We start from the raw sequence: 23,898 nt of genomic DNA on the forward strand, positions 1-23,898 counted from the left end.
CTAATCGGCTCGGGGATTTTTGGCCATGCTTTCTTCCATCCGCGCGAGCTGTTCGGGAGTGGCGGCGGTGTGATGGCGCGCTTTCCATGCCGCGGTGGGCATGCCGTGGACGATCGTGCGCCCGGCTTCCTTGTCCATCCTGCCCGCTTCGGCGATCCAGTCGCCGAGGCAGTTGCGGCAAAAGCCCGCAAGCCCCATCAGGTCGATGTTGGCGGCGTCGCTGCGATGCTGGAGCAGGCGGACGAGGCGGCGGAAGGCCGCGGCGGCGACGGCATCGTCGAGCGTGTCGAGCGCGTCGTTCGGGGCAGGTTGGTCTTCGCTGCAGGACATGGCGGATTTCCTTCGGGTGTGGCGATGAATAGCTATACGCGGCTTGCCTTGGCCGGGGCAACGCGCCTACGCAAGCCACCCCAGCTTTTCATCGGTTCGGAGCAATTGTGGTCCAGAGTTTTACCCCCCGCCAGCGCAAGGTGCGCATCCTGGCGACCCTTGGCCCGGCCAGCGCCAATCCGGAGATGATCGCCGAATTGCACCGCGCCGGCGCCGATGCCTTTCGCGTCAATATGAGCCATGGCGACCATGCGGGGCACGCCAGGGTGATCGCCGCGATCCGTGCGCTGGAGAAGGAAACCGGCCGGCCGACGACGATCCTCGTCGACCTGCAGGGGCCGAAGCTGCGCGTCGGCACCTTCAGGGACGGTCCCGCCGAACTGGTGAAGGGCAGGAGCTTCATCCTCGACGCCGACACGGCACCGGGCGACGCGACGCGCGTCCACCTGCCGCATCCCGAACTGTTCGCGGCGCTCGAACCCGATACGCGGCTGCTGATCGACGACGGCAAGCTGGTGCTGCGTGTAAAGAGCGTGGCCCCGGGCAAGATCGAGACGGTTGTCGAGGTCGGCGGCAAGATTTCGGACCGCAAGGGCGTTAACGTCCCCGACGTCGTCGTCCCGCTCGCCGCGCTGACCGAAAAGGACCGTAAGGACCTGACCTTCGCGCTCGAACAGCATGTCGACTGGATCGCGCTGTCGTTCGTCCAGCGGCCCGAGGACGTCGCCGAGGCGCGCACGCTGATCGGCGGCAAGGCGGCGCTGCTCGTCAAGTTCGAGAAGCCGTCGGGCGTCCAGCGGATCGAGGAAATCCTCGAGCTCGCCGACGCGGCGATGGTCGCGCGCGGCGACCTGGGCGTCGAGCTGCCGCCCGAAGCGGTCCCGCCGCTGCAAAAGCGCATCGTCGCGACCGCGCGGCGTATGGGCAAGCCCGTCGTCGTCGCGACGCAGATGCTCGAATCGATGATCACCTCGCCCTCGCCGACGCGCGCCGAAGTGTCCGACGTTGCGACCGCGATCTATGACGGCGCCGATGCGATCATGCTGTCGGCCGAAACCGCCGCGGGCGCCTGGCCGGTCGAGGCGGTGACGATGATGGACTCGATCGCGCGCTCGGTCGAAAGCGACCCCGACTATTTCCGCCGTCTGCATTTCACCGAAACGCATCCCGACGCGACGACCGCCGACGCGCTGGCGGAGGCCGCGGGCAGTATCATCACCACGATCGCCGCCGATGCGATCATCTGTTTCACCGCATCGGGTTCGACCGCGCGCCGCGTGGCGCGCGAACGCCCCGACGCGCCGCTGCTCGTGTTGACGCCGAAGAAGGAAGCGGCGCGGCGCATGGGCCTCTTGTGGGGGGCGCATGCGGTGCCGACCAAGGATATTGGCAGCTTCGAAGAGATGATCGCCAAGGGCAAGCGCATGGCGCTGCGCCACGGCATCTGTAAGGCGGGCGCGAAGCTGGTGATGATGGCGGGGGTTCCGTTCGGTACGCCGGGGTCGACCAACGTGCTCCACGTCGCGACGCTGACCGGCGACGAGCTGCGCGGGTATAGCTGACCGAAACGCGAGACCGCGATCATCAATAATAATCCGTCGCCCCCGCGAAGACGGAGGGCCGCCGTCGTCATTGCCTTTCGCCGCTTTGTAAACCTCCAGCGGCCGCGTTCAGAGGCACGTGACTCTGAAACGCCCTTCGCGGGGACGACGATGTATCTCTGATTCAATTCGGCACAACAGTTACCGGCCGATTCAGAAAATTTTCGGGTTGATTCAGATCGGGACGTCCAAAAATGGTAAATGCACTTTGCACCATTGACGCCGCGCGGCATAGTTGGTGCAAGTAGCGCGTCGGACCCGCGTCGGGGGGATCCGCATCGCCAATCGGAGGTCCATTTCGCGTGTCCGCACCGTTCCGCTTTCCGCGTTTTTTTGTCACCAGCCCCGCGCCTTGCCCCTATCTGGCGGGCAAGACCGAGCGCAAGGTGTTCACCGAACTCAGCGGCAATACCGCGAACGAGCTGAACGACGCGCTCGGCCGTATCGGTTTCCGGCGCAGCCAGTCGGTCGCCTATCGTCCAAGCTGCGCCGATTGTTCGGCGTGCGTGTCGGTGCGCGTTTGCGCCAGTGAATTCACGCCCAGCAACTCGCAGAAACGCAACATGCGCCGCAACCGCGACCTCGTCGCCACGGCGTGCAAGCCGTGGGCGACCGAGGAACAATATGCACTGCTGCGCTCCTATCTCGCCTCGCGACATCCCGATGGTGGCATGGCCGACATGGACGAGCAGGATTTTGCCGACATGGTCGAACAGACCCCGGTCGACAGCTATATGATCGAATATCGCGAACCCGCGGCCGATGGCGGCAAAGGCCGTCTCGTCGGCTGCTGCCTGACCGACCGGCAGGGCGATGGCTTGTCGATGATCTACAGCTTCTTCGACGCCGCGCATCCCATGCGCGAGGGCCTCGGCACCTATATCATCGCCGACCATATCCAGCGCGCGGCGCGCGCGGGGTTGCCTTATGTCTATCTTGGCTATTGGATCGAGGGGTCGGCGCGGATGGCGTACAAGGCGCGCTTCCGGCCGCTCGAACGGCTCGGCCCCGATGGCTGGTCGCGTTTCGAGCCGACCGCTTCGGATCGTCTTGCGGCGATGTTCGAGCTCGCCTGAGCCATCTATCCTATCTATCGTCAAAAGAGGTAGAGCTGCGAACGCCTCGCAACGGCCAGAATCTCACGCCCGCCGGTTGACCTTTCCCCGCTTTCAAGGGCATAGCTTTGCACCCAGGATATAAGTCCGGGTCGCATCCATTGTGAATTCGCCGGGGGGCTGGCGAGAGGGGAAAAGGATGCCCGTGCGCGAGTTCGTCAGCATCATGGCCAGCGACAGCAAGTGCGGTTTCCGCCGTTCGGTGGCGCGCGCATGAGCGATCCGGTCAAGGTCGCGATCATCGGCTCCGGCCCCGCGGGGCTCAGCGCGGCATCGCGCGCCGCGCAGCTCGGTCTCAGCCATATCCTGCTCGAAAAGACCGACCATCTTTCGGATACGATTTTCAAATATCAAAAGGGCAAGCGCGTCCTTGCGACGCCGGAGCGGCTCGACCTGCGTTCCGATTGCCGCTTTGCCGAGGGCGCGCGCGAATATATCCTCGGCAATTGGGACGAGGACGCCGCGAACAACAAGATCAACGTGGCGTATCACGCCGACGTCGCCGAGGTGACCGGCGAAAAGGGGGCGTTCGCCATAAAGACCGCCAAGGGCGACGTCTTTCACGCCGAGAATATCGTCCTCGCGATCGGCACGCAGGGCAATCCGAACCGCATGCGCTGCGAGGGCGCCGACCTGCCGCACATCATCTACCAGGTCGATGATCCCGAGGATTTCAAGGACAAGCATATCACCGTCGTCGGATCGGGCGACGCGGGGATCGAAAATGCGCTCGGGGTCGCCGAGGAAGCGCTCGAGAACACCGTCACCATCCTGAACCGGTCGAAGGATTTCGCGCGCGCCAAGGCCAAGAATGTCGCCGACATGACCGAGGCGGGCGAGAATGGCTTCATGTCGATCCGCACCGAAACGCAGCCGAAGAAGGTCGAGCCGGGCTGGCTGACGCTCGAAACCCCGACCGGCGAGGAGCGGATCGAATGCGACGTGATCGTCGCGCGCCTCGGATCGGTGGCGCCGCGCGGTTTTGTCGAATCGATGGGGATCGAGTTCACCGGACCCGACCGCGAGGCTTTTCCCAAGCTGTCGCCGACCTTCGAGACCACGGTCCCCGGTCTCTATGTCATCGGCGCGCTCGCGGGTTATCCGCTGATCAAGCATTGCATGAACCAAGGCTATGACGTCGTCGAGTTCCTTAATGGAAACAAGGCGCTGACCCCCGCCGACGAAAAGGATCTGGCGGCGATCTTCGAAAAGCTGCCGCAGAAGAAATCGGTCAGCGAATGGCTCGAGTTCCTGCGCACGCGCATCCGTATTTTCGCCGATGTGTCGCCGCTCCAGATGCGCGAATTCATGCTCGATTCCAAGGTCGCCTTTTATTCAAAGGGCGATGTCGTGTTCGAAAAGGGCGAGCCGGGTTCGTCGCTCTTCGCGATCGCCGACGGCCATGCGATCGTCGAGGTCGGCCCCGACATCAATGTACCGATCGAGCAAGGCTCGATCTTCGGCGAGGTCGGCCTGATTTCGGGCCGCAAGCGCGGCGCGACGATCCGTGCGGGCGAGGACAGCATCTTTGTCGAAGTGTCGCGCACCGCGGCGCTCAAGCTGATGAGCTCGGTCCCGGGGGCGAAGCGTGTCATCAACCGTATTTCGCTCGAACGCCAGCTCTTGCAGATTTTCAAGGGCGGGCTGACGGTCGAGGATCTCGAGCCGATCGTCGAGGATCCGGCGATCGAGCGCGTTCCGGCGGGCAAGGTCGTACTGTCCGAGGGTGACGAGGGCGACGACGTCTATGTCATCCGCTCCGGGTCGATGGTCGTCGAAAAGGACATCGGCGGCAAACCGATCTTCCTCCGCTACCTGCCCGCCGGCAGCTTTTTCGGCGAAATGGCGGTGCTCAGCGGCGCGCCGCGCAACGCCACGGTCAAGGCGGCGGTCGCGAGCGAGGTGATCCGGCTGAAGGGCGAGGAATTCAAGGCGATGCTCGCCAAGCGGCCGCAAGTACGCGAGGCGACCGAAGCGGCGGTTGCCGAGCGCGCGGCGATGAACAGCTTCATCGAATCGCGCAAGGCGAGCTATTCGAGTGCGGTCGACCTTTATTCGGACACCGCCAGCTTCATCATGAAGGAAGGGCTGGGCGAGGCGACCGACGCGCTGCTGATCGACGAAAATCTGTGCGTCGGCTGCGACAATTGCGAAAAGGCGTGCGCCGACAGTCATGAAGGCCTGTCGCGGCTCGACCGCGAGGCGGGCAAGACCTTCGCGCACCTGCATGTGCCGACGAGCTGCCGCCACTGCGAGCATCCGCACTGCATGGCGGACTGTCCGCCGAACGTCATCCATCGTGGTCCCGATGGTGAGGTGTTCATGGAGCCGGGCTGCATCGGTTGCGGCAACTGCATGCGCAACTGCCCCTATGGCGTGATCCGCATGGAAGCCGCGCCGCCCGAGAAGCCCAGCCTGCTGCGCTGGCTGCTCACCGGTTTCGGCCCCGGCCCGGGCGAGCCGTCGCCCAAATGGACCAAGAAGCAATTGGGCGATGAAAAGCCCAAGAAAATCGCGGTCAAATGCGACATGTGCAAGGGCATCGCCGGCGGCCCCGCGTGCGTGCGCGCTTGCCCGACCGGCGCCGCGATCCGCGTTTCGCCCGAAGAATTCCTGTCGATCGCGCGGCTTCAGGAAGACGCCGACTGATGGCATCGCTCTTCCAGCGCCGCCGCACCAAGGCAACCCAGACCGAGCGCGTCCGCGAGCGGCGGCACGAGGGTTTCCTTCGCTATGCCGGTTTCCGCTGGGCCAAGATTTCGGGCGGGCTCTGCCTGCTCATCATCGTGAGTTACGCGCTGGTCGATGTCACACCGCGGCATAGTGGCGGTAGCTGGTATGGCTATACCCTCGGTGCGATCGGTGCGGGACTGATCCTCTGGCTCACCGCATTGGGCTATCGCAAGCGCAAGATGACGAACGATGCCTGGTCGCTGAAGGCGTGGACCTCGGCGCATGTCTATCTCGGGCTCAGCCTGATCGTCATCGGCACCTGGCACACCGGGTTCCAGCTCGGCTGGAACGTCCATACGCTCGCGTGGGTGCTCATGATGCTGGTGATCCTGTCGGGGCTTTATGGCGTGATCGTCTATGCGACCTTGCCCGCGGCGTTGTCGAATAACCGCGACGAAATGACGCAGATGCAGATGCTCGAGGCGATCCGCGCCTTCGACCGCCAGCTGCACAGCGCCGCGCAGCCGCTCACCCCTGCCGATACCGCCCCCGTGCTCGCGGCGCTGGGCGAAGATCCGTTCGCGGGCGGCGTCACCGCGCGGCTGAGCGGGCGCTATCCCGATTGCGCAACCGCGGCGGCGCTCCGTACGCTGTCCGCCTCGCACGGCAGCGATGTCGAGGCGCGCGAGAAGGTCGTCGGGCTGCTCAAGCAGAAACAGGCGGCGCTCGCGCGCCTGCGCCAGCATCTGCGCATCCGGGGGCTGCTCGAAATCTGGCTCTATGTACATGTGCCGCTGACCTTTGCGCTGATCGCGGCGCTGTCGGCGCACATCATCAGCGTCTTCTTCTACTGGTAAGGCGGGGAGGGGGACCATGAGCTTCATCCTGCGCCGTATTTCGACGACGAAGACCGGCAAACAGATCATTCGCGACACGCCGCTGCCCGGCGACACGATCACCCTCGGGCGCGAGGGCAGCAATGTCATCCATGTCGCCGATCTCGCGGTGAACCCGCATCATGCGACGATCAGCAGCACCGACGGCCGCCACGTCCGCGTCGCGGCGAGCGAGGGGCTTGGCTTCGATTTCAACGGCCGCTCCGTCGATGCCGCGGAGGTCGACGGCGCAGCGGGCGCCGAACTGCGCTTTGGCGGCCACCGGCTGACAATCGCGCGCGAGGGCGACAATATCATCCTGCTCGTCGAGCGGATCGACGAGCTGTCGCAATCGTCGAAGGACGTCGATGAGGCCAAGGCTTTTTCGCTGCAGGGCGTGATGCTCGGCAAGCGCATGGGGGCGTGGGCGTTCGGCCTGTTGATGCTGCTCGCCTTCCTGATCGGGCCGATCTGGGCATGGTACAGCTATAAAAATGTCAACGAGCGTCCCGACGGCTATCATGCCGACAGCGCGTGGCTGTCGGGCCCGTTGTCGAGCGCGCACGCCAGCCTGAAGAAGGATTGCCAGTCGTGTCACGTCGAGCCGTTCGTCGCGGTGACCGACAAGGCGTGCGTCGGCTGCCATACCGGCGAGCACAAGACGATGAGCATGGCGCACGCCAATGCACCGACAGCGATGCTGCTCGCCGCGCGGCATCCGCCCGGCGTCGGCGAGCGGATCCTCGATGGCTTTGCCAAGACCTTCAACAAGCCGCAGGGGCGCTGTGTCGATTGCCATACCGAGCATGAAGGCGCGGGGCCGATGCCCGCGACGCCGCAGAAATTCTGTGCCGATTGCCACGACGGCATGTCGGCGCGGCTCAAGACGGCGGGGCATCCGACGACGCTGGCCGACGCCGCCGATTTCGGCACGAGCCATCCCGAATTCCGCCCGCTCGTCCGCCCGGCGCCCGGCGCGAAACCGGTGCGCGCCGCCCCGGGCAAGGGAACGGTTGATTACAACGGCCTCAAATTCCCGCACGACATGCACCTGCAGGCGACCGGCGGGGTCGCGCGCATGGCGGCGAGCTTCCGCGGCCGCTATGATTTCGGGAAGCAGCTCGAGTGCCAGAATTGCCACCGCGTCGAGGCCGACGGGGTGCGCGTCAAGCCGGTCGAAATGGAGCGCGACTGCGCGATGTGCCACAGCCTCGCCTTCGAGACCGTCGGCGGCGTGACGCGGACGCTGCGCCATGGCGAGCCCGATCAGGTCGTTGCGGACTTGACCGCCTATTACCGCTCGACCCCTCCCGTGCGGCCGCTCCAGCTGGGCGGCATGCAGCGGCGACGCCCCGGCGCCTATGCCGAGGGGCAGGTGTATAATATCTATTTCCGCGAAGTCGCGGTGCGGCCCTCGCGCGCGCAGGATGCCGTGCGCGCGGTCTTCTCGAAGGGCGGCGCCTGTTATGACTGCCACACCATCTTTGCGCCGCAGGCAGGCAACAGCTGGCGCGTGATGGCGGTGAACCAGACGCCGCGCTTCCTGGAAAAGGGCTGGTTCGACCATGACGCGCACCGTGAGAGCGATTGTGCCGACTGCCACACCGCCGCGCCGGCATCGAAAGCGTCGACCGACCTGCTCGTCCCGGGCCTCCGCCAATGCCGCGACTGCCATGTCGGCGAGGGCGGCGCGCGGCTGGTGAAGGTCGAAACCGCGACCGAATCGCCGTGCGCGATGTGCCACGAATATCATTCGGACGGCGGCAAACCGTGGATGCCGCCGCGCCAGCGCAAGAAAAATGTGGCGGCAATTACAAATAAACCCCTTCGTGCTAGCTATGGTGTGAGCATGATCACAGGAACCGGGGGGCGGGGCCTTTATGACGTGACGTGGCGCACACCTGTCTTGCACGGGGCAAGGCGGGGCGGATAGGTTTTGGGCGGCCGGGACGAACCGGCCGGAGCAGGGGACGGATATGCTGATCGCCCAGATCACCGATATCCATATCGGGTTCGATCCGGACAATCCGGCCGAATATAACCGCAAACGCCTCGACGAGGTGCTCGACCTGCTGATCGAGGGCCCGAACCGTCCCGATCTGCTGCTTGCCACCGGCGACATCACCGACCGCGGCGACGACGACAGCTATCGCCGGCTCGTGACCGCCTTTTCGCGCTGCCCCTTTCCGGTATGGCCCAGCGTCGGCAATCACGACCTGCGCGACAATTTCCACGCACGCTTTCCGGGGTTCGACGACGGCAACGGCTTTGTCCAATATGTGATCGAGCTTCCCGAACTGCGGCTGGTGACGATCGATACGCTGGAGGAAGGCCGCCACGGCGGCGCCTTTTGCGAACAGCGCGCCGCGTGGCTCGACGCCGAACTGTCGAAGGACACGGCCAAGCCGACCTATATCGTCATGCACCACCCGCCGGTCGAAAGCGGGATCGAGTGGATGAACACGCACCCCGATGAACCCTGGGTCGCGACCTTCACCGACGTCGTGCGGCGGCACAGCCAAGTGCGGGGGCTGATCTGCGGCCATCTCCACCGCAGCGTCACCGTTGCGTGGGAGGGGCGCACCGTCGCCATCTGTTCCTCGACCGCGCCGCAGGTCTCGCTCGACCTTCGCCCGATCGACGAGAACAAGCCCGACGACCGTCCGATGATTGTCGCTGAGGATCCCGCCTATGCGCTCCACCGCTGGAACGGGCGCGAGCTGGTCAGTTTCTATGACCATGCGGGCGCACACACGATGCTCGCGAAATATGACGAGCGGTTGCAGCCGCTGGTGCGCGAGTTGAAGGCTGAGCGGCCGGGCTGAGTGCCCGTTAGCCGTTCATCGTCAAAAGTCCCTGTTGTCGGTAGCGCGACTTCGCCTCGCGCGGTTCATTCATGGGCCCTGTTTCGGGGCGCCGCATTAATTTGTTTTTTACTACAGATATTTAGACTGAATGGTCGATGGGCCACACGCATCGACCCGCTGGTGCGATAGCCGTTCGAGTGCCATGCGCCCAAAAGGGATTGAACGGAAACACATGAACCATCCCTCGAAACGATTGTTGCGACTGGATGGGCTACGCGGCGTTGCGGCTTGCATCGTCAGCCTGATATTTCATGCGCGAATCCTGTCCGGCGGACGGGAAAGCCCGCTCGACGGATTGCCGACCATGGCGTGGTTCCAGGCTTGGGGATGGTCGATGGTCGACCTGTTTTTCGTGCTTTCCGGCTTTGTCTTTGCATATCGCTACCTCGACGGCTGGCGAATGCGCGCCGGAACCACAATTTCCGGATTTGCAGGATCGCGCTTCGCTCGACTTTGGCCTTTGCATGCAATCATCCTGGTCTTCACGGTTTTCGTCACGTTCAATTTTCCGAATACGACGTGGAGCAATTCGCTGCTCTCGTTGCTGATGCTGCATGCCGTCCTGGCCGATCCAACATATACGTTGAATGGTCCCGCATGGTCGCTTTCGGTCGAGGTTTTCTGCTACGCAATCTTCTGTCTGGCTGCGATTTCCGGCGTGCGCTTTCTTAAGGCAGCGGTGGTGGTCGCCATGGTTTTCGGTGCCTATTCTATTGTTGAATTCGGAGTATGGGACGCGCTGATCGGTCGGGGTTTCCTGGGGTTTTTTGGTGGCGTCCTGTTGCGTCAATCGATGGAATTTGCCGATCGGATACCCAGCCTGGCCTTGGCGCCTCTGGCCGCTCTGCCGTTCATTATCGTTCCGGACGGGGCCTGGCTGATATTGACGATCGTCATCGCCTGGCCCGCCGCGATCCTGTTAGCGCTGCGAAGCAAGATTATGGAGGCGCGTCCATTGATTTGGTTGGGTGACCGCAGCTATGCGATCTACCTGCTTCATATTCCCATTTATATCGTGAGCTGGACTATCCTGTCCGGCGTCGGTGCGCATGCGCCGATGCAGTGGTTGATCGGTGTCTTTGCAACCTGGGCAATCATCATTTTCGTTTCCGACATCCTCTATCGCCGCATCGAAAGGCCCTGCCAAAAGGCAATTTTGGAACGATTCGGAAGTCGGGTTTCGAACGCTCCGAAGTTCGCGGCCGCTTTCGGCGGGGACTGACGGGCCTTCATACTTCAATCTTTCATCGGCGACGGGGATCAGTAACCCAGCGTCAGGTCGACGCGCGGCGCGACGGTCTTGCCCTTGTCCCAGCGATCGAGATTTTCGAGGAAGCGCTGCGCCGCGCGCACGAACATCTTGTCCTGCGCGCGCCCCGAAAGGTGCATCGTGACATGTGCGTTGTCGAGGCTCCACAGCGGGTCGTCGGCGGGCAGTGGCTCGGGGGTCGTGACATCGAGGAAAGCCGATGCGATCTGCTGACCGTCGAGCGCCGCGACGAGCGCGTCCTGATCGACGACGCTGCCGCGCGCGATGTTGATGAGCGTGGCGGTGGGCTTCATCGCGGCGAGTTCCATGGCGCCGATCATGCCGTCGGTTTCGGGGGTCGCGGGGACCGCGAGGATTATCCAGTCGAAATCGCCGAGCCGCGCGCGCCACTGGTCGGGCGTGAGCGTATTCGGCCCCGGCGAACGGCGCACCACGGTGACGTCGACCGCGAACGCCTTCAGCCGCTCCTCGATCAGCTTGCCGATCGCGCCATAGCCGAGCAGCAGCGCCTTCGACCCGAAGAGTTCGACCTTGCCGGGCGAATCCATCAGCCATTCGCGGCGTTCCTGCGCGCGGACGACGTCGCGATAGCCCTTGGCGACGGTCAACATGCCCATCACGACATATTCGGCGATGGTGATAGCGTTGATCCCGGCGCCATTGGTCACCACTGTCCCGCGTGTCCGGAGCAGGTCGAGCGGCATGCCATCGACCCCGGCGTAGATCGAGTTGAGCCATTTGAGGCCGGTCGCGGCGGTGATGACGGCCGCCATGTCTTTCTTGTCGTACATGTCGAACCATCCGATTTCGGCGGTGGGCGCCAGCTCGAGCGCCTCTTCCTTCGATGCGAAGAAGCGCGGCTCGACCCAGTCGGGCAGGCGGTTTTCGACGAGCGGGCGAATGAGGCCCGAGAGGACGGTGACGGTTTTGGTCAAATTATCTCCCCTCCCGCTTGCGGGAGGGGCCGGGGGAGGGCCTGTCCGCTTGCGAAGATTCATGTGCGGGACGGAACATGCCCTCCCCTAACCCCTCCCGCAAGCGGGAGGGGGACTCAATTGTCCAGCCGCCAGTCCCAGCCGAGCGGGTCGCCGTCCATCACCTCGACGCCGGCGGCGATGAGTTTGTCGCGGAGCACGTCGGACGCGGCGAAGTCTTTGTTGGCGCGTACTTCCTTGCGTTTGACAAGCGTCGCTTCGATTTCATCCTCGCTGATCGCTGCTGCCTTGGGGCGCACGCGTAAGTCGCTACGCTCGATGGTCAGGAGGTCGAGACCCAGCACCGCATCCATCGCGGTAAGGGCGGCGCGTTTCTGGCCGGCGTCGATTTTCTTCATCGCCGCGGCTTCTTCGAGCAGCGTAAGCGCGACCGCCGTGTTGAGATCGTCCGACATTGCCGCGTCGAACTTTGCGAGCAGCTCGGCGAGCCGGCGGTCGGTCACATCGGCCGTGTCTGCATCGCGAACGGGAGCGGCCGCCATCACCAACCGCTTCAACCGCGTCAGCGCCGCACCCAAACCCTCCCACGAAAACTCCAGCTCGCTGCGATAATGCGCCTGCAGGCACATCAGGCGATAGGCGAGCGGGTGGTAACCCTTGTCGATCAACAGCTGGATGCGCAGGAACTCGCCGCTCGATTTCGACATCTTGCCGCTGCGTTCGACGAGGAAATTATTGTGCATCCAGATGCGCGCGCCGCTGTCGGTCGAGCAGCTGTGCGCCTGGTTCTGTGCGATCTCGTTCGGATGATGGATTTCGCGGTGGTCGATGCCGCCGGTGTGGATGTCGAACGGGAAGCCGAGCAGCGCTTCGGACATCACCGAGCATTCGAGGTGCCAGCCCGGCGCGCCGCGGCCCCAGGGTGAATCCCACTCCATCTGGCGCGTCTCACCCGCAGGCGTCTTGCGCCAGATCGCGAAGTCGGCGGGATGGCGCTTGCCGTCGACGGGATCGATGCGGCTCTCGCCCTCGTCGGTGCCGTGCCGCGCGAGGCGGCCATAGTCGGCAACGCTCGCGGTGTCGAAATAGAGGCCGCCGTCGAGCTCGTAGCAATGCTTGTCGGCAATCGCCTTGGCGAACTCGATCATCTGCGGCACATAATCGGTCGCGATCGACCAGTGCGCCGGCTGTCGGATATTGAGCGCCTTCACGTCGGCCCAATAGGCCTCGGTGTAATGCTTGGCGATGTCCCAGATCGATTGGGCTTTCTCCGCCGCCGCCTTTTCCAGCTTGTCCTCGCCCGCGTCGGCGTCGTCGGTCAGATGGCCGACGTCGGTGATGTTGATGACGTGGGTGAGCCTGTATCCCTTGAACGACAGCGTGCGGCCCAGCGTGTCGGCAAAGACATAGGCGCGCATATTGCCGATATGCGGATAGTTGTAGACCGTCGGGCCGCAGCTATAGACGCGCGCCTCGCCGGGGTGGACGGGCTGGAATATTTCCAGACTGCGCGTCAGGCTGTTGAACAGCTTCAGCGGATGGGCAGGGGCGTCGGTCATGACCGCGCCCATGCCTTGCGCCGGGGCAATTCGTCAACCGAAACGCGGCCAAGGATCCTGACCCTAGTCGCCCGGCGTCGTCCACAGATCGTCGTTGCCCGCGCCGGTTACCGGATCGTCGAGCAGCGGCTCGCCGCTCAGCGGGTCGAGGTCGCGCATCGTGATCAGCGGGACCGGCAGGCTGTTGCCGTCGCCATCGTCCCCCTCGGCATCGGCCTCTTCCTCGATCACATCCTGGACCGGGAAGCTGTTTTCGAAGGTTACAGCGATGCAGGCGCCCGTGTTTGCGATGACGCAGCCGTTGAACGTCGACCGCGGATCGAAGCTGCCGGCGACCGGCGCCGCGCCGGCGATGGTCAGCAGCGGGATCGTATCGAGGCCGGTGACTTGTCCGCTCGGCCCGAGCTGGACGCCGTTGATGACGATCCGCGACGGCCCCCCGGTCCGCACGTCGAGCCCGCCCGCGCCGAAGGTCAGTCCGCGACGCTGGCCGAAATCGGTGCCGGCGCCGCTGTTCTGGACATAGAAGCCGCCGGCGACATCGGCGCGGATGCCGCGTGCAAAGAGTGCGCCTTCGTCGAGCAGGACGCCGTCATTTTCGCCGAGGCGGGTGTTGATCGCAGCGGTGGTGGCGGCAGCACCGACATCGGCGATCGCGTCCATCGTCGCGACGATGATGTCGTCCGATGCCATGTTGAGCTGTCCGCCCGGTGCATTGCCCGCGCCGGTCAACCGGACCGTGCCCTGGCCGAGGATCACTTCAAGCGCCTCGCCGGCGAACAGGTTGAGCGCGTTGGTGTCGGCGAGGCCGGTCAGCTGGACATTGCCGATGACGCGCATCTTGCCCGGCGTCTCGATCGTCAACGAACCATTGGCGCCGAGGTTCGACCCCGCCGCGCCGCCGGTGAAGGTGAAGCTGTCGACGACCACGTCGGGCGGTGCCGCCGACCCGACCGACCCGCCGCCGGCCGCGGCAACCTCGGGCGCGAGGATGCGAACATCGGTGCCAAAGACGCGCGTCAGTTCGGCGGCGTCGATGTGATAGCCGCTGCGCGTGCCGGTTCCGCCGATGAAGGTCTGGTTGTCGCTGTCGTTGTTGGTGATCGACAAGCCCTGTGTCGTCCCGGAGGTGCCGACGCGGGCGGCGGTGCCGATGGAAATGTCAGCCGATGCGAGCGAGATGTTGCGGCCGGTGACGATGCCGTCGATGAGCAGCGATCCGCGCGCCGAGGCGTCGAGGGCATTGGTCACAGTGACGTTATTGAGCGTCATAAACCCGCCATCGGCGGCCAGCGCGGCGTTGGCGGCGGTCAGCGTCCCGATGCCCAGCCGCTCGCCGTCGCTGCGCAGGTCGGCGGTGCCCGTGACGCTGCCATTCGTGACGAATAGATCACCGCCCGCCCGCACCACCGCATCGCCGACATCGGTGATGAGGTTAGTGAAGATCATGTCGCCGCCGCTGTCGATGCGGATGCTGTTCGCGCGGGCGTCGATCTCCCCGTTCGAAACCAACGAACCGGCAAGGATCGCGCCGTCGTCGCTGTTCAGCGTCGTCGTTCCGACGCTCTGGATCGCTTCGACGGCGATCCCGGTCGCGCCGTCGAGATTGACCGTGCCGCCAGCGACTCCCAGCATGTCGATCGCCGTGCCCGCGGTCAGGATGACATTGCCCTGGCCCAGCACCCGGCCGCCGCCGATCGCGTTGGCCGAATTGATCGTGACATTGCCGCTCGCGCTGATCGTCTGGAGCGCGTTGCCACCGGGCGCCGTCAACCCGGCGAGGCTGACGTCGTTGGCATTGATCGCGACATCGCGTCCGGCCTCGACCGTCCCCGTGGCGTTGACGCGCCCCGTCGAGTCGACGAGCACGTCATTGAAGCTATCGAGGCCCGCAAGCACCGTGTCGCCGCCCTGCGTGCGGATATTGCTGCCGCCCGCGGTGACGCCGAGACCGAGCGTCTCGGCCCCGGCGATGCCGATCGTCCCGCTCGCGATCGCGGCGATGTCGTCGCCCGCCGACAGCGCCGACGCATCGATCGAGCCGCCCGCCGACAGCGAGACGTCGGATCCGTTGATCGATGACACGCCTTCGCCCTGCGCGATGGTGAAGCCGTTGCCGGGCAGATAGTTCAGGAAATGCGTATCCGCGCCGGCACCCGTCGCGCGGACATTGTTCGCGGCGAGATCGCCGCCCGTGCGGATGTCGAGGTCGTCGCCTGCGCCGATGTTGGTGAGCGACGCCGTCGTTCCGGCGAGCACAAGGAAATCCTCGCCCGCAGCGGCACCCGTGATCGTCGCCGATCCGCCGGAGTTGACGCCGAACATGCGCGCGGCGGTGCTGTTCGCAAGCACGACATTGCCCGCCGCATCGACAAAGACGTTGCCCTCCGCCGTCCCGCCGCTGCTGTTCATAAAACCACCATTGGCGGTGGCCGACGCGTTGATGTTTGCACCCGAATTCAGCCGTACGTCGCCCCCCGCGACATAGGTGCCCGTCAGGTCGCCTGCCGCGACGATGGAAATATTGCCATCGACGTTGGCTTGGTTGATCCCGACGATGCCTCCGCTGCCCGTCGCAAACAGCGACGCGTCGCCGCTCACTGTACCGGTCAGCGCGATGTTGTTGCCACCCAGGTTGATGTCGTTGCCCGCGGTGATGTCGGCACCCGAAATAGCGCCGACGGCCGTCAGATCGACCGTGCTGCCGGCGTCGATCGCTTCGAACGAAATGCTGCCGGCATCGACCCGGGTGGCGAGGCCCGAGCCGATTGTCCCCGTCGTGGTCACCGCTCCCGAAGCGGTCGCCGTCAGATTGTCGAATGCGTTGATAGTGCCGCCGCCGATATTGCCCGCCGAAGCGGTCAGCGTGATATTCGACGAGTCGGCCGCCGAGGTGACGATCTGCAGGATGTTGAGGCCCGACGAGCTCGACGGGCCATAGATCAGCGCCCGGTCGTCGGATCCGGCGCCGGTCGTCGCAAGACCGTTCGCGGTGATGCCGCCGGGTGCCGTCGCGGTCAGGTCGTCGCCCGCGGTGATGCTGGCGAGGGTCGCGGTGGTGCCCGCGACGACCAGCACGTCTTCCCCGGCCGCCGCGTTGCTGACCGTCGCCGCCTGTCCCGCGCGCACGCCCAGCATCGTTGCCGCGCTGCTGTTCGTGAGCGTCGCATTGCCGTCGGCATCGGCGAAGACAAGGCCTTCGGCGGTGATGCCGTTGGGATCGACATAACCGCCCGCTGCATTGGCTTCTGCGACGATATTACCGTCGGCGGTGAGGCTGATATTGCCGCCCGCGGCGTAGCTGCCGGTGATGTCGCCGCTGGCGACGATCCCGATATTGCCATCGACGTCGGCCAGCGCGATCGCCGTATTGCCGCCCCCGGCAAAGGCAAAGAGCGAGGCCGCGCCCTGAAGCGTACCGGTCAGCGCGATGCTGTTGCCGAAGAGGTTGACGTTGCCGCCGGCCGTGATGCTGCCGCCCCTGATGCCTTCGGCGCCGTTCGCGGTGCCGGTGGCATTGAGGTCGACGGTCGTCCCCGCATTGATGCTGTTGAAGACGATCGACTGGCCACCCACCGAAACAAAGCCGCCCGCGGTCGAATTGCCCAGATCGACCGCGCCCGGCGAGGTGATCACTATGTCGCCGCCGGTGATGATCGAATTGAGCCCGGTGCGGAAACTGCCGGCGGTCGCGGTGAAGTCGTTCGCGGCTTCGGCGTGCTCGACGCTGGCCGCGCCGTTGCTGTTGATCGTGATGTCGGTTCCGCCCAGCCGGTCGACGCCGATCGTACCCGTCACGCCGGTGGTCTCAAGCGACAAGGTCGCGCCCGCGCTGACCAGGCTTCCGGGCGCGCCGCTGATGCTGTTCAGCGCGGTGGCGATCAGGCTGTCGCTTGCGCGGATCGTCGGCGCAACGCCTTCGCGGAAATCGTGCCTGACGTCGATCTGGTCGCCCGCGCCCACCGTGAGGATCCCGTCGACATCGAATATGCCGTTCGACTGGGCATAGGCGCCGACCGAGCTGTCGGTCGTCAGCGACACATCGCCCTGGCTGGCGATCGTGCCGCCGTTCATGGCGAGGAATATGCCCGCCGGCGCTACATCGGTGTCGTTGTTGGTCGGATTGGCGAAGCCCAATGCCTCGGCATCGAGGCCGGCAAAGCCGAGATTGCCTTCGGTGCTGAGCTCGATGCGGCCCGCGATGTCGCCATTGGCGGTAATGCTGGTGTTGCCGAGGGCGATTTGTCCGGGGCCGGACAGGCCATTGAGCGCCTCGATCACGACGCGTCCGCCGGCTGTGCCGCTAAAGCCGCCGTTCGCGCCGTTGATGCCGCCGCCCTGGCCGGCGCCGCCCACGCCGCTGGTGCCCGATACGCCGCTCGCGTTGATTTCGACCGACTCGCCGTTCGAGGTGATCGTGCCGCCGCCCGTGGCCAGGCGAACCGAGCCGCCGCTGCCGCCGCCGCCGTTGCCGCCGTCGCCCGCTTGTTGGCCCTCGCCGAAATTGCTGTCCGACCCCGTGCCGCCATTGCCGCCCGTGCCGGTGCTGCCGAAAACGACGCTGTCGCCCGATGCGAGGCCGAGCGATATGGTGGCGCCTTCGTTGGCGACGACTTCGATCGTCCCGCCCTGGCCATTCCCGCCGTTGCCGCCCGAGGGCGCGACGGCGACGAAGGAGCCAAAGCCAAGCCCGCCGGCGCCGCCATTGCCTCCGGTGCCGCCGTTGATGAAATTGGTCTCGACCACCGTCAGGCTGGCGCCCGGACCATCGGCGAGCATGCGCGCGGTTCCGCCGGCGCCGTTGCCGCCATTGCCGCCGGCGCCATCGCGCCCGTCGGTGCCGTTACCGCCAAGGCCAGTGGAATCGACGGTCACCGCGAGCTCGCCGGCTTCAAAGTTGGTGACGATCGCCTGCGCGACGCCGCCGAAACCGTCGCCGCCGTTACCGCCGACATTGTGGTCGCCGCCGTTGCCGCCCGTCCCGCGCGCGACGCTGTTCGCGATGCCGACGGTATCGATCGCCGTTTGCAGCGCGATGGTCGCGGTTCCGCCCTGGCCGGTGCCGCCGGTGCCACCGACCCCGACGCCGGTCGCGCCGCCGCTGCTGCTCGAGAAAAAGCTGTTGCCGCCATCGCCGCCGATGCCCGATGCGTCGGCGATCATGCTGCTCGTAGTCGTCGTCCCGCCGATGACGTTGACGGTGGCCGCGCCGCCGTTCCCCGCGCCGCCGTTGCCGGGCGTGCCGGGCAGGCCGCCAAAGCTCGACGCGTTGACGAAATCGCCGCCCGCGCCGCCGCGGCCGGCGGCGTTGGCGACGATGATGCTTGCGTCGACCACGGCCGATCCGTCGATGTTGATCGTCGCGGCGCCGCCCTGGCCGGTGCCGCCAAGGCCGCCCGGGATGATGTTCGCCGGATCATCGTCATTGCCTTGGGAGCCCTGGCCGCCGAGGCCGTTGGCGTTCGCGATGATGTCGGCCGCAGTGATCGTGCCGCCGAGCAGGTCGATCGTCGTGATGCCGCCGATGCCCGCCCCCGATTGGTCGGGCGCGACCCCGCCGAACCCATTGGCGCTGATCGTCATGTCGCCGACATTCACGTCGCCGCCCGTCTGGGTGAAGGTCGCGGTGCCGCCGGTGCCGGTGCTGCCGCCGGCCGCGTTGCCGCCAAAGCCATTGGCCGAAACGCTGATCGACGATGCGGTCAGCGTGCCGCCCTGGATGTCAAAGCGGGTGCTGCCGCCCTGGCCATTACCCGCGCTTTCGCTCGGCAGGGCGGGGTTGCTTTCGAGGTCGACCGCGGTCCGGCCGTCGGCCGAGGCGTCGAAATCGCCGAGGTCGATCGCGCTGCTGTTCAGCGCATCGGCGACCGCCTGGATCAGGATGGAGCCGCCGGTGCCGGTCGAGCCGCCCGCCCCCGGCGCGGTCGCCCCGCCGGAGGTGCCGTTCGCGATCAATGTCGCTGTCGAGCCGGCGTCGAAGCCGAGGGTGCCCCCGTTGGCGATGAAGCGGATGCCGCCGCCGGTCGCCGCGCTGCCGTTCGCGCTGACACCGGTGGTCGCGCTCGCGTCGAACTGGCTGCCGGAATCGAGCAGCGCCAGAATCTGCCCGCCGTTGGACGCGATGAGGTCGATGGTGCCGCCCTGCGCCGCGCCGCCCGCGCCAGTGACATTGACGGTGTTGGCGCTCGCGTCGATCGCATAGATGTCTGCCTGGATCGTGCCGCCATCGGCGGTGAGATCGATATTGCCGCCGGTTCCGTTGCCGGCGCTCTGCCCGATCGCCGAAGAAGAACTGCCTCCCATCGCCTGGACGATGAATTGGTTCGCCGAACTGATCGTGCCGCCCGATGCCGCATTCACGACAATGTTGCCGCCTTGGCCGGTGCCGAAATTCTCGCCCGCGACGCCCATGCCGACGGCAAACAGGCGGATGTCGCCGCTGGCCGCGATGGTCGATCCGTTGGTTGCGGCCAGCGTCACATTGTTCGCGCGCGCGGTGCCGTTCTGCCCGCTGGTGCCGCTCGGGCTTCCGGCGCCGTCGACGCGGGCCGAGGCGTTGAGCACGATGTCGGTGAACTGCGCGTTGATGCCGCCATCGGCGGTCAGCGTCGCCGCGCCGCCCAGCATGTCGCCGCCGCTTGCGTTTTCGCTGCCACTCGCATTCCCGAGGCGCGCGAGGCCTTCGATCAGGACCGACCCCAGCGAGGCGGTGGCCGTCGCGTCGGCATTGAGGATGATCTCGGCTGTGCCGCCCGTGGCGTTACCGCCGTTTTGGGTTTCGAAGGTGCCGAAGGGATTGCTGAAGCTTCCCCCGCCGCCCGCGCCCGCCTGAACAAAAGTTTGCGTCGTCGAGAGGGACGACCCGGCGCCCGACAGGTCGATGCGCGCCGTGCCGCCGATGCCGCTGCCCGATTGAACCAGGCCCGTGACGCCGAGCCCGCTGGCATTGAGCGAAAGCAGCGTCACGGGGCCGACGCTGCCGCCATTCGCCATGGTCAATATCGACGTTCCGCCCTGGCCGTCGCCGCCCATGTCGACGACGCCGTAATTGCCGCTGCCGTCGAAGAAGGGGCCGGCGCCAACGCCGGCGCTGTTGATGAAGATATTGCCAGCGGTCAGCGTGCTGCCCGCGCCCGACACCGTGATGCTGGCCGTGCCGCCGCGGCCGTCGCCGCCCGTGCCGTTCGTTCCGACGTCGGCGAGGCCATTGGCTTCGACCGTGACGCCCGACGAGCTCACGCTGCCGCCGGTGATCGTCAGGCTGGCAATGCCGCCCTGGCTGTCGCCGGTCAGCGTCTGCACGTCGCCCGAGGCCCGGATCGTGAGCGCCCCCGGCGCCGAAAGCGTGCCGCCGGTGACGTTGACCGCTGCATTGCCCGGCGTGCCATTGGCGCCGCCCGACTGCACGGTCAGCGTGCCTGTCGCGCCGCCCGATTGGCCCGCACCGATGGTCAGCCTCGCGCTGGCGTCGCCGATGAAAGTGCCGCTGCCCTCGACAAAGAACTGGCCCGACGACGACAGCGGAGGCGGCGAGGCCGGCAATGACTGCGTCGGCTGGCCGGCAAAGGCGCCGCTGGCGCGTGCATAGGTGCTGCTGCGGAACAATGTGTCGCCGGCGGTGATGTTGGCGGCCGTGGCGTTCACGGGCGTCGCGTTCACTTCACCGAGGGTGACATTATAGCCTGCCGACAGGCGTATCGCGCCGTCGGCCTCTGTTGCCGAGACGGCGTCGTCATAACCGATCGCGCCCGACACCAACATGGTCACGGCGTCATTTTTGGGGATGGCGACCATATAGATGCGGTTCTGATCGGTGTCGCCGTCCTGATGCGCGGGGCCCGTGGTGTTGCCCGTGTGGGTGATGACATTGCCGCCCTCCGCCCCGACCAGCACATTGATGTCGAAAAGCCCGCCGTTGATGCGGATGTCGGCCTGTTCGGCGGCGACATAAGCGGCCGATCCATCGACGCGGACGTTACCCGCCTGGACGACGCGCGGCGCCACCAGTGCGACATAGCTGCTGCCGGGGTTGCCGACGTTGTTCGCATTGATGGCCCCGTTGACGGCGACCGCCGACGTGCCCGCCAAGCCGCGGAAACGAATCGTGTTGCCGGGCCCCAGCAAGCCGCCGGACGTATCAATATCGTTGGCGGTGAGCACGAGGCTGCCGACGTTGATGACGCCGGTGGCACCGATCAGGATGCCGCCGGCATTATAGAACCAGATATTGCCGCCGCGCGGGCCGGTGGTCGCGCCCACAAAGCTGTTCACGGTGCCGTTGAGCGCGATTTGCCGGCTCAGCGATCCGCCGCTGCCGTCCACGAACCGATTGAGGACCGTATATTGGCCGGTGCCGATGAAATTCAGATTCTCACCGGTTGCCAGGAAGTCGATCGGATTGGTTGTCGTCGTTGACGTGTCGGTCGGCACCCAGTTGATGATGCTCTGATTGGCGCCCAGATTGACTGTCGTCGTATTCGTGCCCGAATTGTCGGTGATCGTGCTGCCGCCGCCACCGCCGGTGACAAAGCTGCCCGTTCCCGAAACCTGTGCCAGAGCCGGTCCGCCCAGCGCCAGCGCGGCCATTCCGGCGGCAATCGCACAGCTTTCGAGCAGGCGGCGCTTGCCCTTGCGGATCGATGCGGGGGTTGCCGTGGCACGCATGTCGTTTGTCCTCGATGCAAAGCTCATGGGTCAGCGCGCCCTCACGCCGAATTGTGTGGTCAGCGACACCAGCAGCCGCGGGTCGGGTTTTTGGGCCAGGAAGCCGCCGCGATTGAGCGGGACGGCCATCGTCACGTCGAGCCGCGCGACATCGCCGTAGGCGACGCGCACGCCGCCGCCCGCCGAATAGAGTTTCTGCGGATCGATGCCGTTAAAGGCCGTGTCCTCGTTCCACACCCAGGCCGCGTCGAAAAAGATGAAGGGCTGGACGGCAAAGCTTTTCGTGTTGGCGGGGACGAACGAGCCGTAGCGCGCCTCGAGCGCGACGCCGACGCCGCTGTCGCCGATCACCGTCCCCGGGTCGAAACCGCGTCCGACGGTGAAATTGCCACCCGAAAATTCTTCATAGGCCAGCAGCGGGTCGCTTGCCCATTGCGCGCGCGGCGCCGCCGACAGCGTGAACAATTTGGCGGGCCGCCATTCGGCGAGCGCATTGGCGCGAACCAGGAAAGCGTCGGGTTTGCCCTCGACGCGGGTCAGCGGCACCGCGCCCGGCAGGAAGCAGGCGGTTCCCCCCGGACCGCAATCGTCGCTCGCGCCGAGGAAATTGACGCCCTGCCTGAGTTCGAACGACGTCGCGTAGGACCAGCGCGGCTCCGACGGGCTGAAACCATTGCGGCCGGAGATCGACGCGGGATCGATCCAGCTTGCGTCGGCGCGGAGGTTGAACACGCGCAGGCGGTCGCGGTTGATCGGTACACCGCCGAGGCCGATGTCCTGGTCGATGACGTCGAGGCCGCCGCCGATCGTGATCCGCTCCGCCTGCGTCAGTGTCACCGGATAGGACGCATACAGGCTTGCGATTTGCGTCTTCGACCTGATCGGGAAGGCCGCGATGTCGGGGCGCGTCCAGGCGTAGGTGTAGCTCGCGCCGAAGCGCAGCCCTTCGCCGCCGACGCGGAATTCATGCGCCAGCTGCACGACCTGCTGCTCGTCGAAGTCGGGGGTCGAATAGAAGCTCGCGGTGGTGAGGTCGCCCATGCCGGTCAGCCCGGCAAAACGGACGCGCGCGACGCCGCCCCAGCGGCCGACGTCGCGCGAACCGAAATTCTGGGCGTTGAAGTCGAAGATGACGGGCGTGCGCGCCACGGTCACTTCGCCGACCACTTCGCCGGGCGCGGCGCCGGGGCTCAGCGTCAGCCGGGCGTCGAGGCCGGGAATGTCGCGGGCGAGCAGCAGATAGCGTTCGGCGTCGACGATGTTGAACACCGGCTGGTCGTCGAGCCGCGACAGGTAACGCTGCAGCAGGCGTTCATTGGCGCCGGCATCGCCGCGCACCTCGATGCGCGCCATGCGCGCGGCCAATATGTCGAGCCGCACGACGCCGTCGCCGATCGTCTGCGCGGGAACACGGACCGCCGCCAGATAGCCTTTCGACCGCAGCATCGTCGCGGCGCGATCGCGAATGTCGCATACCGCCGAAATCGGCAGTTCCTGCCCGACGCGGTCGGACCAACTCGGCGCGAGCATCGCGGGGTCGATCCCCTCGACGCTCGAAAACTCGACGCCGCGCAGCGTAAAGCGGATATGGGCGAATTCGGGGTTGGCGAGCGGGCAGGGCGCGCGTTCGATGCTGTCGTCGGCGGAAACGACCTGCTCGTTCGGCTGGGTCACGGGCGCCAGCGTCGGTTGCTGGATTTCCTCGCGGGTGGGGATTTGCGGTGTCGCCTGCGCCAGCGCGGCGACCGGCAGTGATGCCGCGGCCATGGCCGCCGAACAGGCCAGCGCGCTGCCAATCGCGGCCCGTTTCGGCCGTGCGATTGCAATATTTCCCAGATCCCCCGTAATCATCACCACCCCTTGTGCGAACGCCGCCGCGATCGTCGCAGCGCGCCAATTCAACCGGCTCTGCCGAAAGCCGGCAGGGCGAATTTTTCGACCCAAGGAAAGGTTCTGCCGACGGATCGGCAGCTTTTCTTCTGATAGTTACCAGATGGACCCGGTGGGTT

General features: G+C 65.9%; 12 protein-coding genes. 7 read left to right on the top strand and 5 right to left on the bottom strand.

The features are described 5' to 3' along the window. Entirely contained in the window at positions 1-330 is a 330-nt protein-coding gene (locus V6M50_RS14300) for a DUF1244 domain-containing protein (protein WP_332819239.1), read from the bottom strand. A gap of 107 nt (positions 331-437) precedes the next feature. Here V6M50_RS14300 and pyk point away from each other — a divergent pair, with 107 nt between their 5' ends. From pyk to V6M50_RS14335, 7 genes are all read left to right on the top strand, one after another. After that, positions 438-1,892 (top strand): pyruvate kinase, encoded by a 1,455-nt coding sequence (pyk, locus tag V6M50_RS14305; RefSeq protein ID WP_332819240.1) that lies wholly within the window; start codon positions 438-440, stop codon positions 1,890-1,892. 341 nt (positions 1,893-2,233) lie between these two features. Next, complete coding sequence (locus tag V6M50_RS14310) at positions 2,234-3,007, top strand: arginyltransferase (protein WP_332819241.1); 774 nt, start codon at positions 2,234-2,236, stop codon at positions 3,005-3,007. A 252-nt stretch (positions 3,008-3,259) separates the two neighbouring features. Next, a complete protein-coding gene (locus tag V6M50_RS14315) occupies positions 3,260-5,695 on the top strand; it encodes a cyclic nucleotide-binding domain-containing protein (protein ID WP_332819242.1) in 2,436 nt (811 codons plus the stop codon). Further along, on the top strand, positions 5,695-6,576 hold the full coding sequence (locus V6M50_RS14320) for a hypothetical protein (protein WP_332819243.1): 882 nt from the start codon (positions 5,695-5,697) through the stop codon (positions 6,574-6,576). The genes V6M50_RS14315 and V6M50_RS14320 overlap by 1 nt, the downstream gene beginning before the upstream one ends. A gap of 16 nt (positions 6,577-6,592) precedes the next feature. Continuing rightward, positions 6,593-8,527, top strand: coding sequence for a cytochrome c3 family protein (locus tag V6M50_RS14325; RefSeq protein ID WP_332819244.1), 1,935 nt, complete (start codon positions 6,593-6,595; stop codon positions 8,525-8,527). A gap of 43 nt (positions 8,528-8,570) precedes the next feature. After that, positions 8,571-9,419, top strand: a complete 849-nt coding sequence (locus V6M50_RS14330; protein ID WP_332819245.1) for a metallophosphoesterase — start codon at positions 8,571-8,573, stop codon at positions 9,417-9,419. A gap of 214 nt (positions 9,420-9,633) precedes the next feature. Further along, entirely contained in the window at positions 9,634-10,683 is a 1,050-nt protein-coding gene (locus tag V6M50_RS14335; protein ID WP_332819246.1) for an acyltransferase family protein, read from the top strand. Positions 10,684-10,721: 38 nt separating this feature from the next. On the opposite strand, the gene V6M50_RS14340 is transcribed toward V6M50_RS14335, so the two are convergent. The 4 genes from V6M50_RS14340 to V6M50_RS14355 all read right to left on the bottom strand — a co-directional run bounded on the left by V6M50_RS14340 (position 10,722) and on the right by V6M50_RS14355 (position 23,656). After that, positions 10,722-11,666 (bottom strand): D-2-hydroxyacid dehydrogenase, encoded by a 945-nt coding sequence (locus tag V6M50_RS14340; RefSeq protein WP_332819247.1) that lies wholly within the window; start codon positions 11,664-11,666, stop codon positions 10,722-10,724. 116 nt (positions 11,667-11,782) lie between these two features. Then, positions 11,783-13,225: a cysteine--tRNA ligase gene (gene cysS, locus V6M50_RS14345; protein ID WP_332819248.1), complete on the bottom strand. Its 1,443-nt coding sequence runs from the start codon at positions 13,223-13,225 to the stop codon at positions 11,783-11,785. A gap of 63 nt (positions 13,226-13,288) precedes the next feature. Continuing rightward, positions 13,289-21,889 carry a beta strand repeat-containing protein gene (locus V6M50_RS14350; RefSeq protein WP_332819249.1) on the bottom strand — a complete coding sequence of 2,867 codons (8,601 nt, stop codon included), beginning with the start codon at positions 21,887-21,889 and terminating at the stop codon, positions 13,289-13,291. Between the two features lie 30 nt (positions 21,890-21,919). Beyond that, complete coding sequence (locus V6M50_RS14355) at positions 21,920-23,656, bottom strand: ShlB/FhaC/HecB family hemolysin secretion/activation protein (protein WP_332819250.1); 1,737 nt, start codon at positions 23,654-23,656, stop codon at positions 21,920-21,922. Positions 23,657-23,898 lie beyond the last annotated feature (242 nt).

Origin of the sequence: Sphingopyxis sp. (assembly GCF_036675685.1) — a bacterium.
In the GTDB taxonomy this organism is placed as follows: domain Bacteria; phylum Pseudomonadota; class Alphaproteobacteria; order Sphingomonadales; family Sphingomonadaceae; genus Sphingopyxis.

Excerpts from the sequence above, each read along its gene's own strand:
- V6M50_RS14300 (WP_332819239.1), bottom strand. The coding sequence starts at position 330 with ATGTCCTGCAGCGAAGACCAACCTGCCCCGAACGACGCGCTCGACACG.
- V6M50_RS14315 (WP_332819242.1), top strand. The coding sequence starts at position 3,260 with ATGAGCGATCCGGTCAAGGTCGCGATCATCGGCTCCGGCCCCGCGGGG.
- V6M50_RS14320 (WP_332819243.1), top strand. The coding sequence starts at position 5,695 with ATGGCATCGCTCTTCCAGCGCCGCCGCACCAAGGCAACCCAGACCGAG.
- V6M50_RS14325 (WP_332819244.1), top strand. The coding sequence starts at position 6,593 with ATGAGCTTCATCCTGCGCCGTATTTCGACGACGAAGACCGGCAAACAG.
- V6M50_RS14330 (WP_332819245.1), top strand. The coding sequence starts at position 8,571 with ATGCTGATCGCCCAGATCACCGATATCCATATCGGGTTCGATCCGGAC.
- V6M50_RS14335 (WP_332819246.1), top strand. The coding sequence starts at position 9,634 with ATGAACCATCCCTCGAAACGATTGTTGCGACTGGATGGGCTACGCGGC.
- cysS (WP_332819248.1), bottom strand. The coding sequence starts at position 13,225 with ATGACCGACGCCCCTGCCCATCCGCTGAAGCTGTTCAACAGCCTGACG.
- V6M50_RS14350 (WP_332819249.1), bottom strand. The coding sequence starts at position 21,889 with ATGCGTGCCACGGCAACCCCCGCATCGATCCGCAAGGGCAAGCGCCGC.
- V6M50_RS14355 (WP_332819250.1), bottom strand. The coding sequence starts at position 23,656 with ATGGCCGCGGCATCACTGCCGGTCGCCGCGCTGGCGCAGGCGACACCG.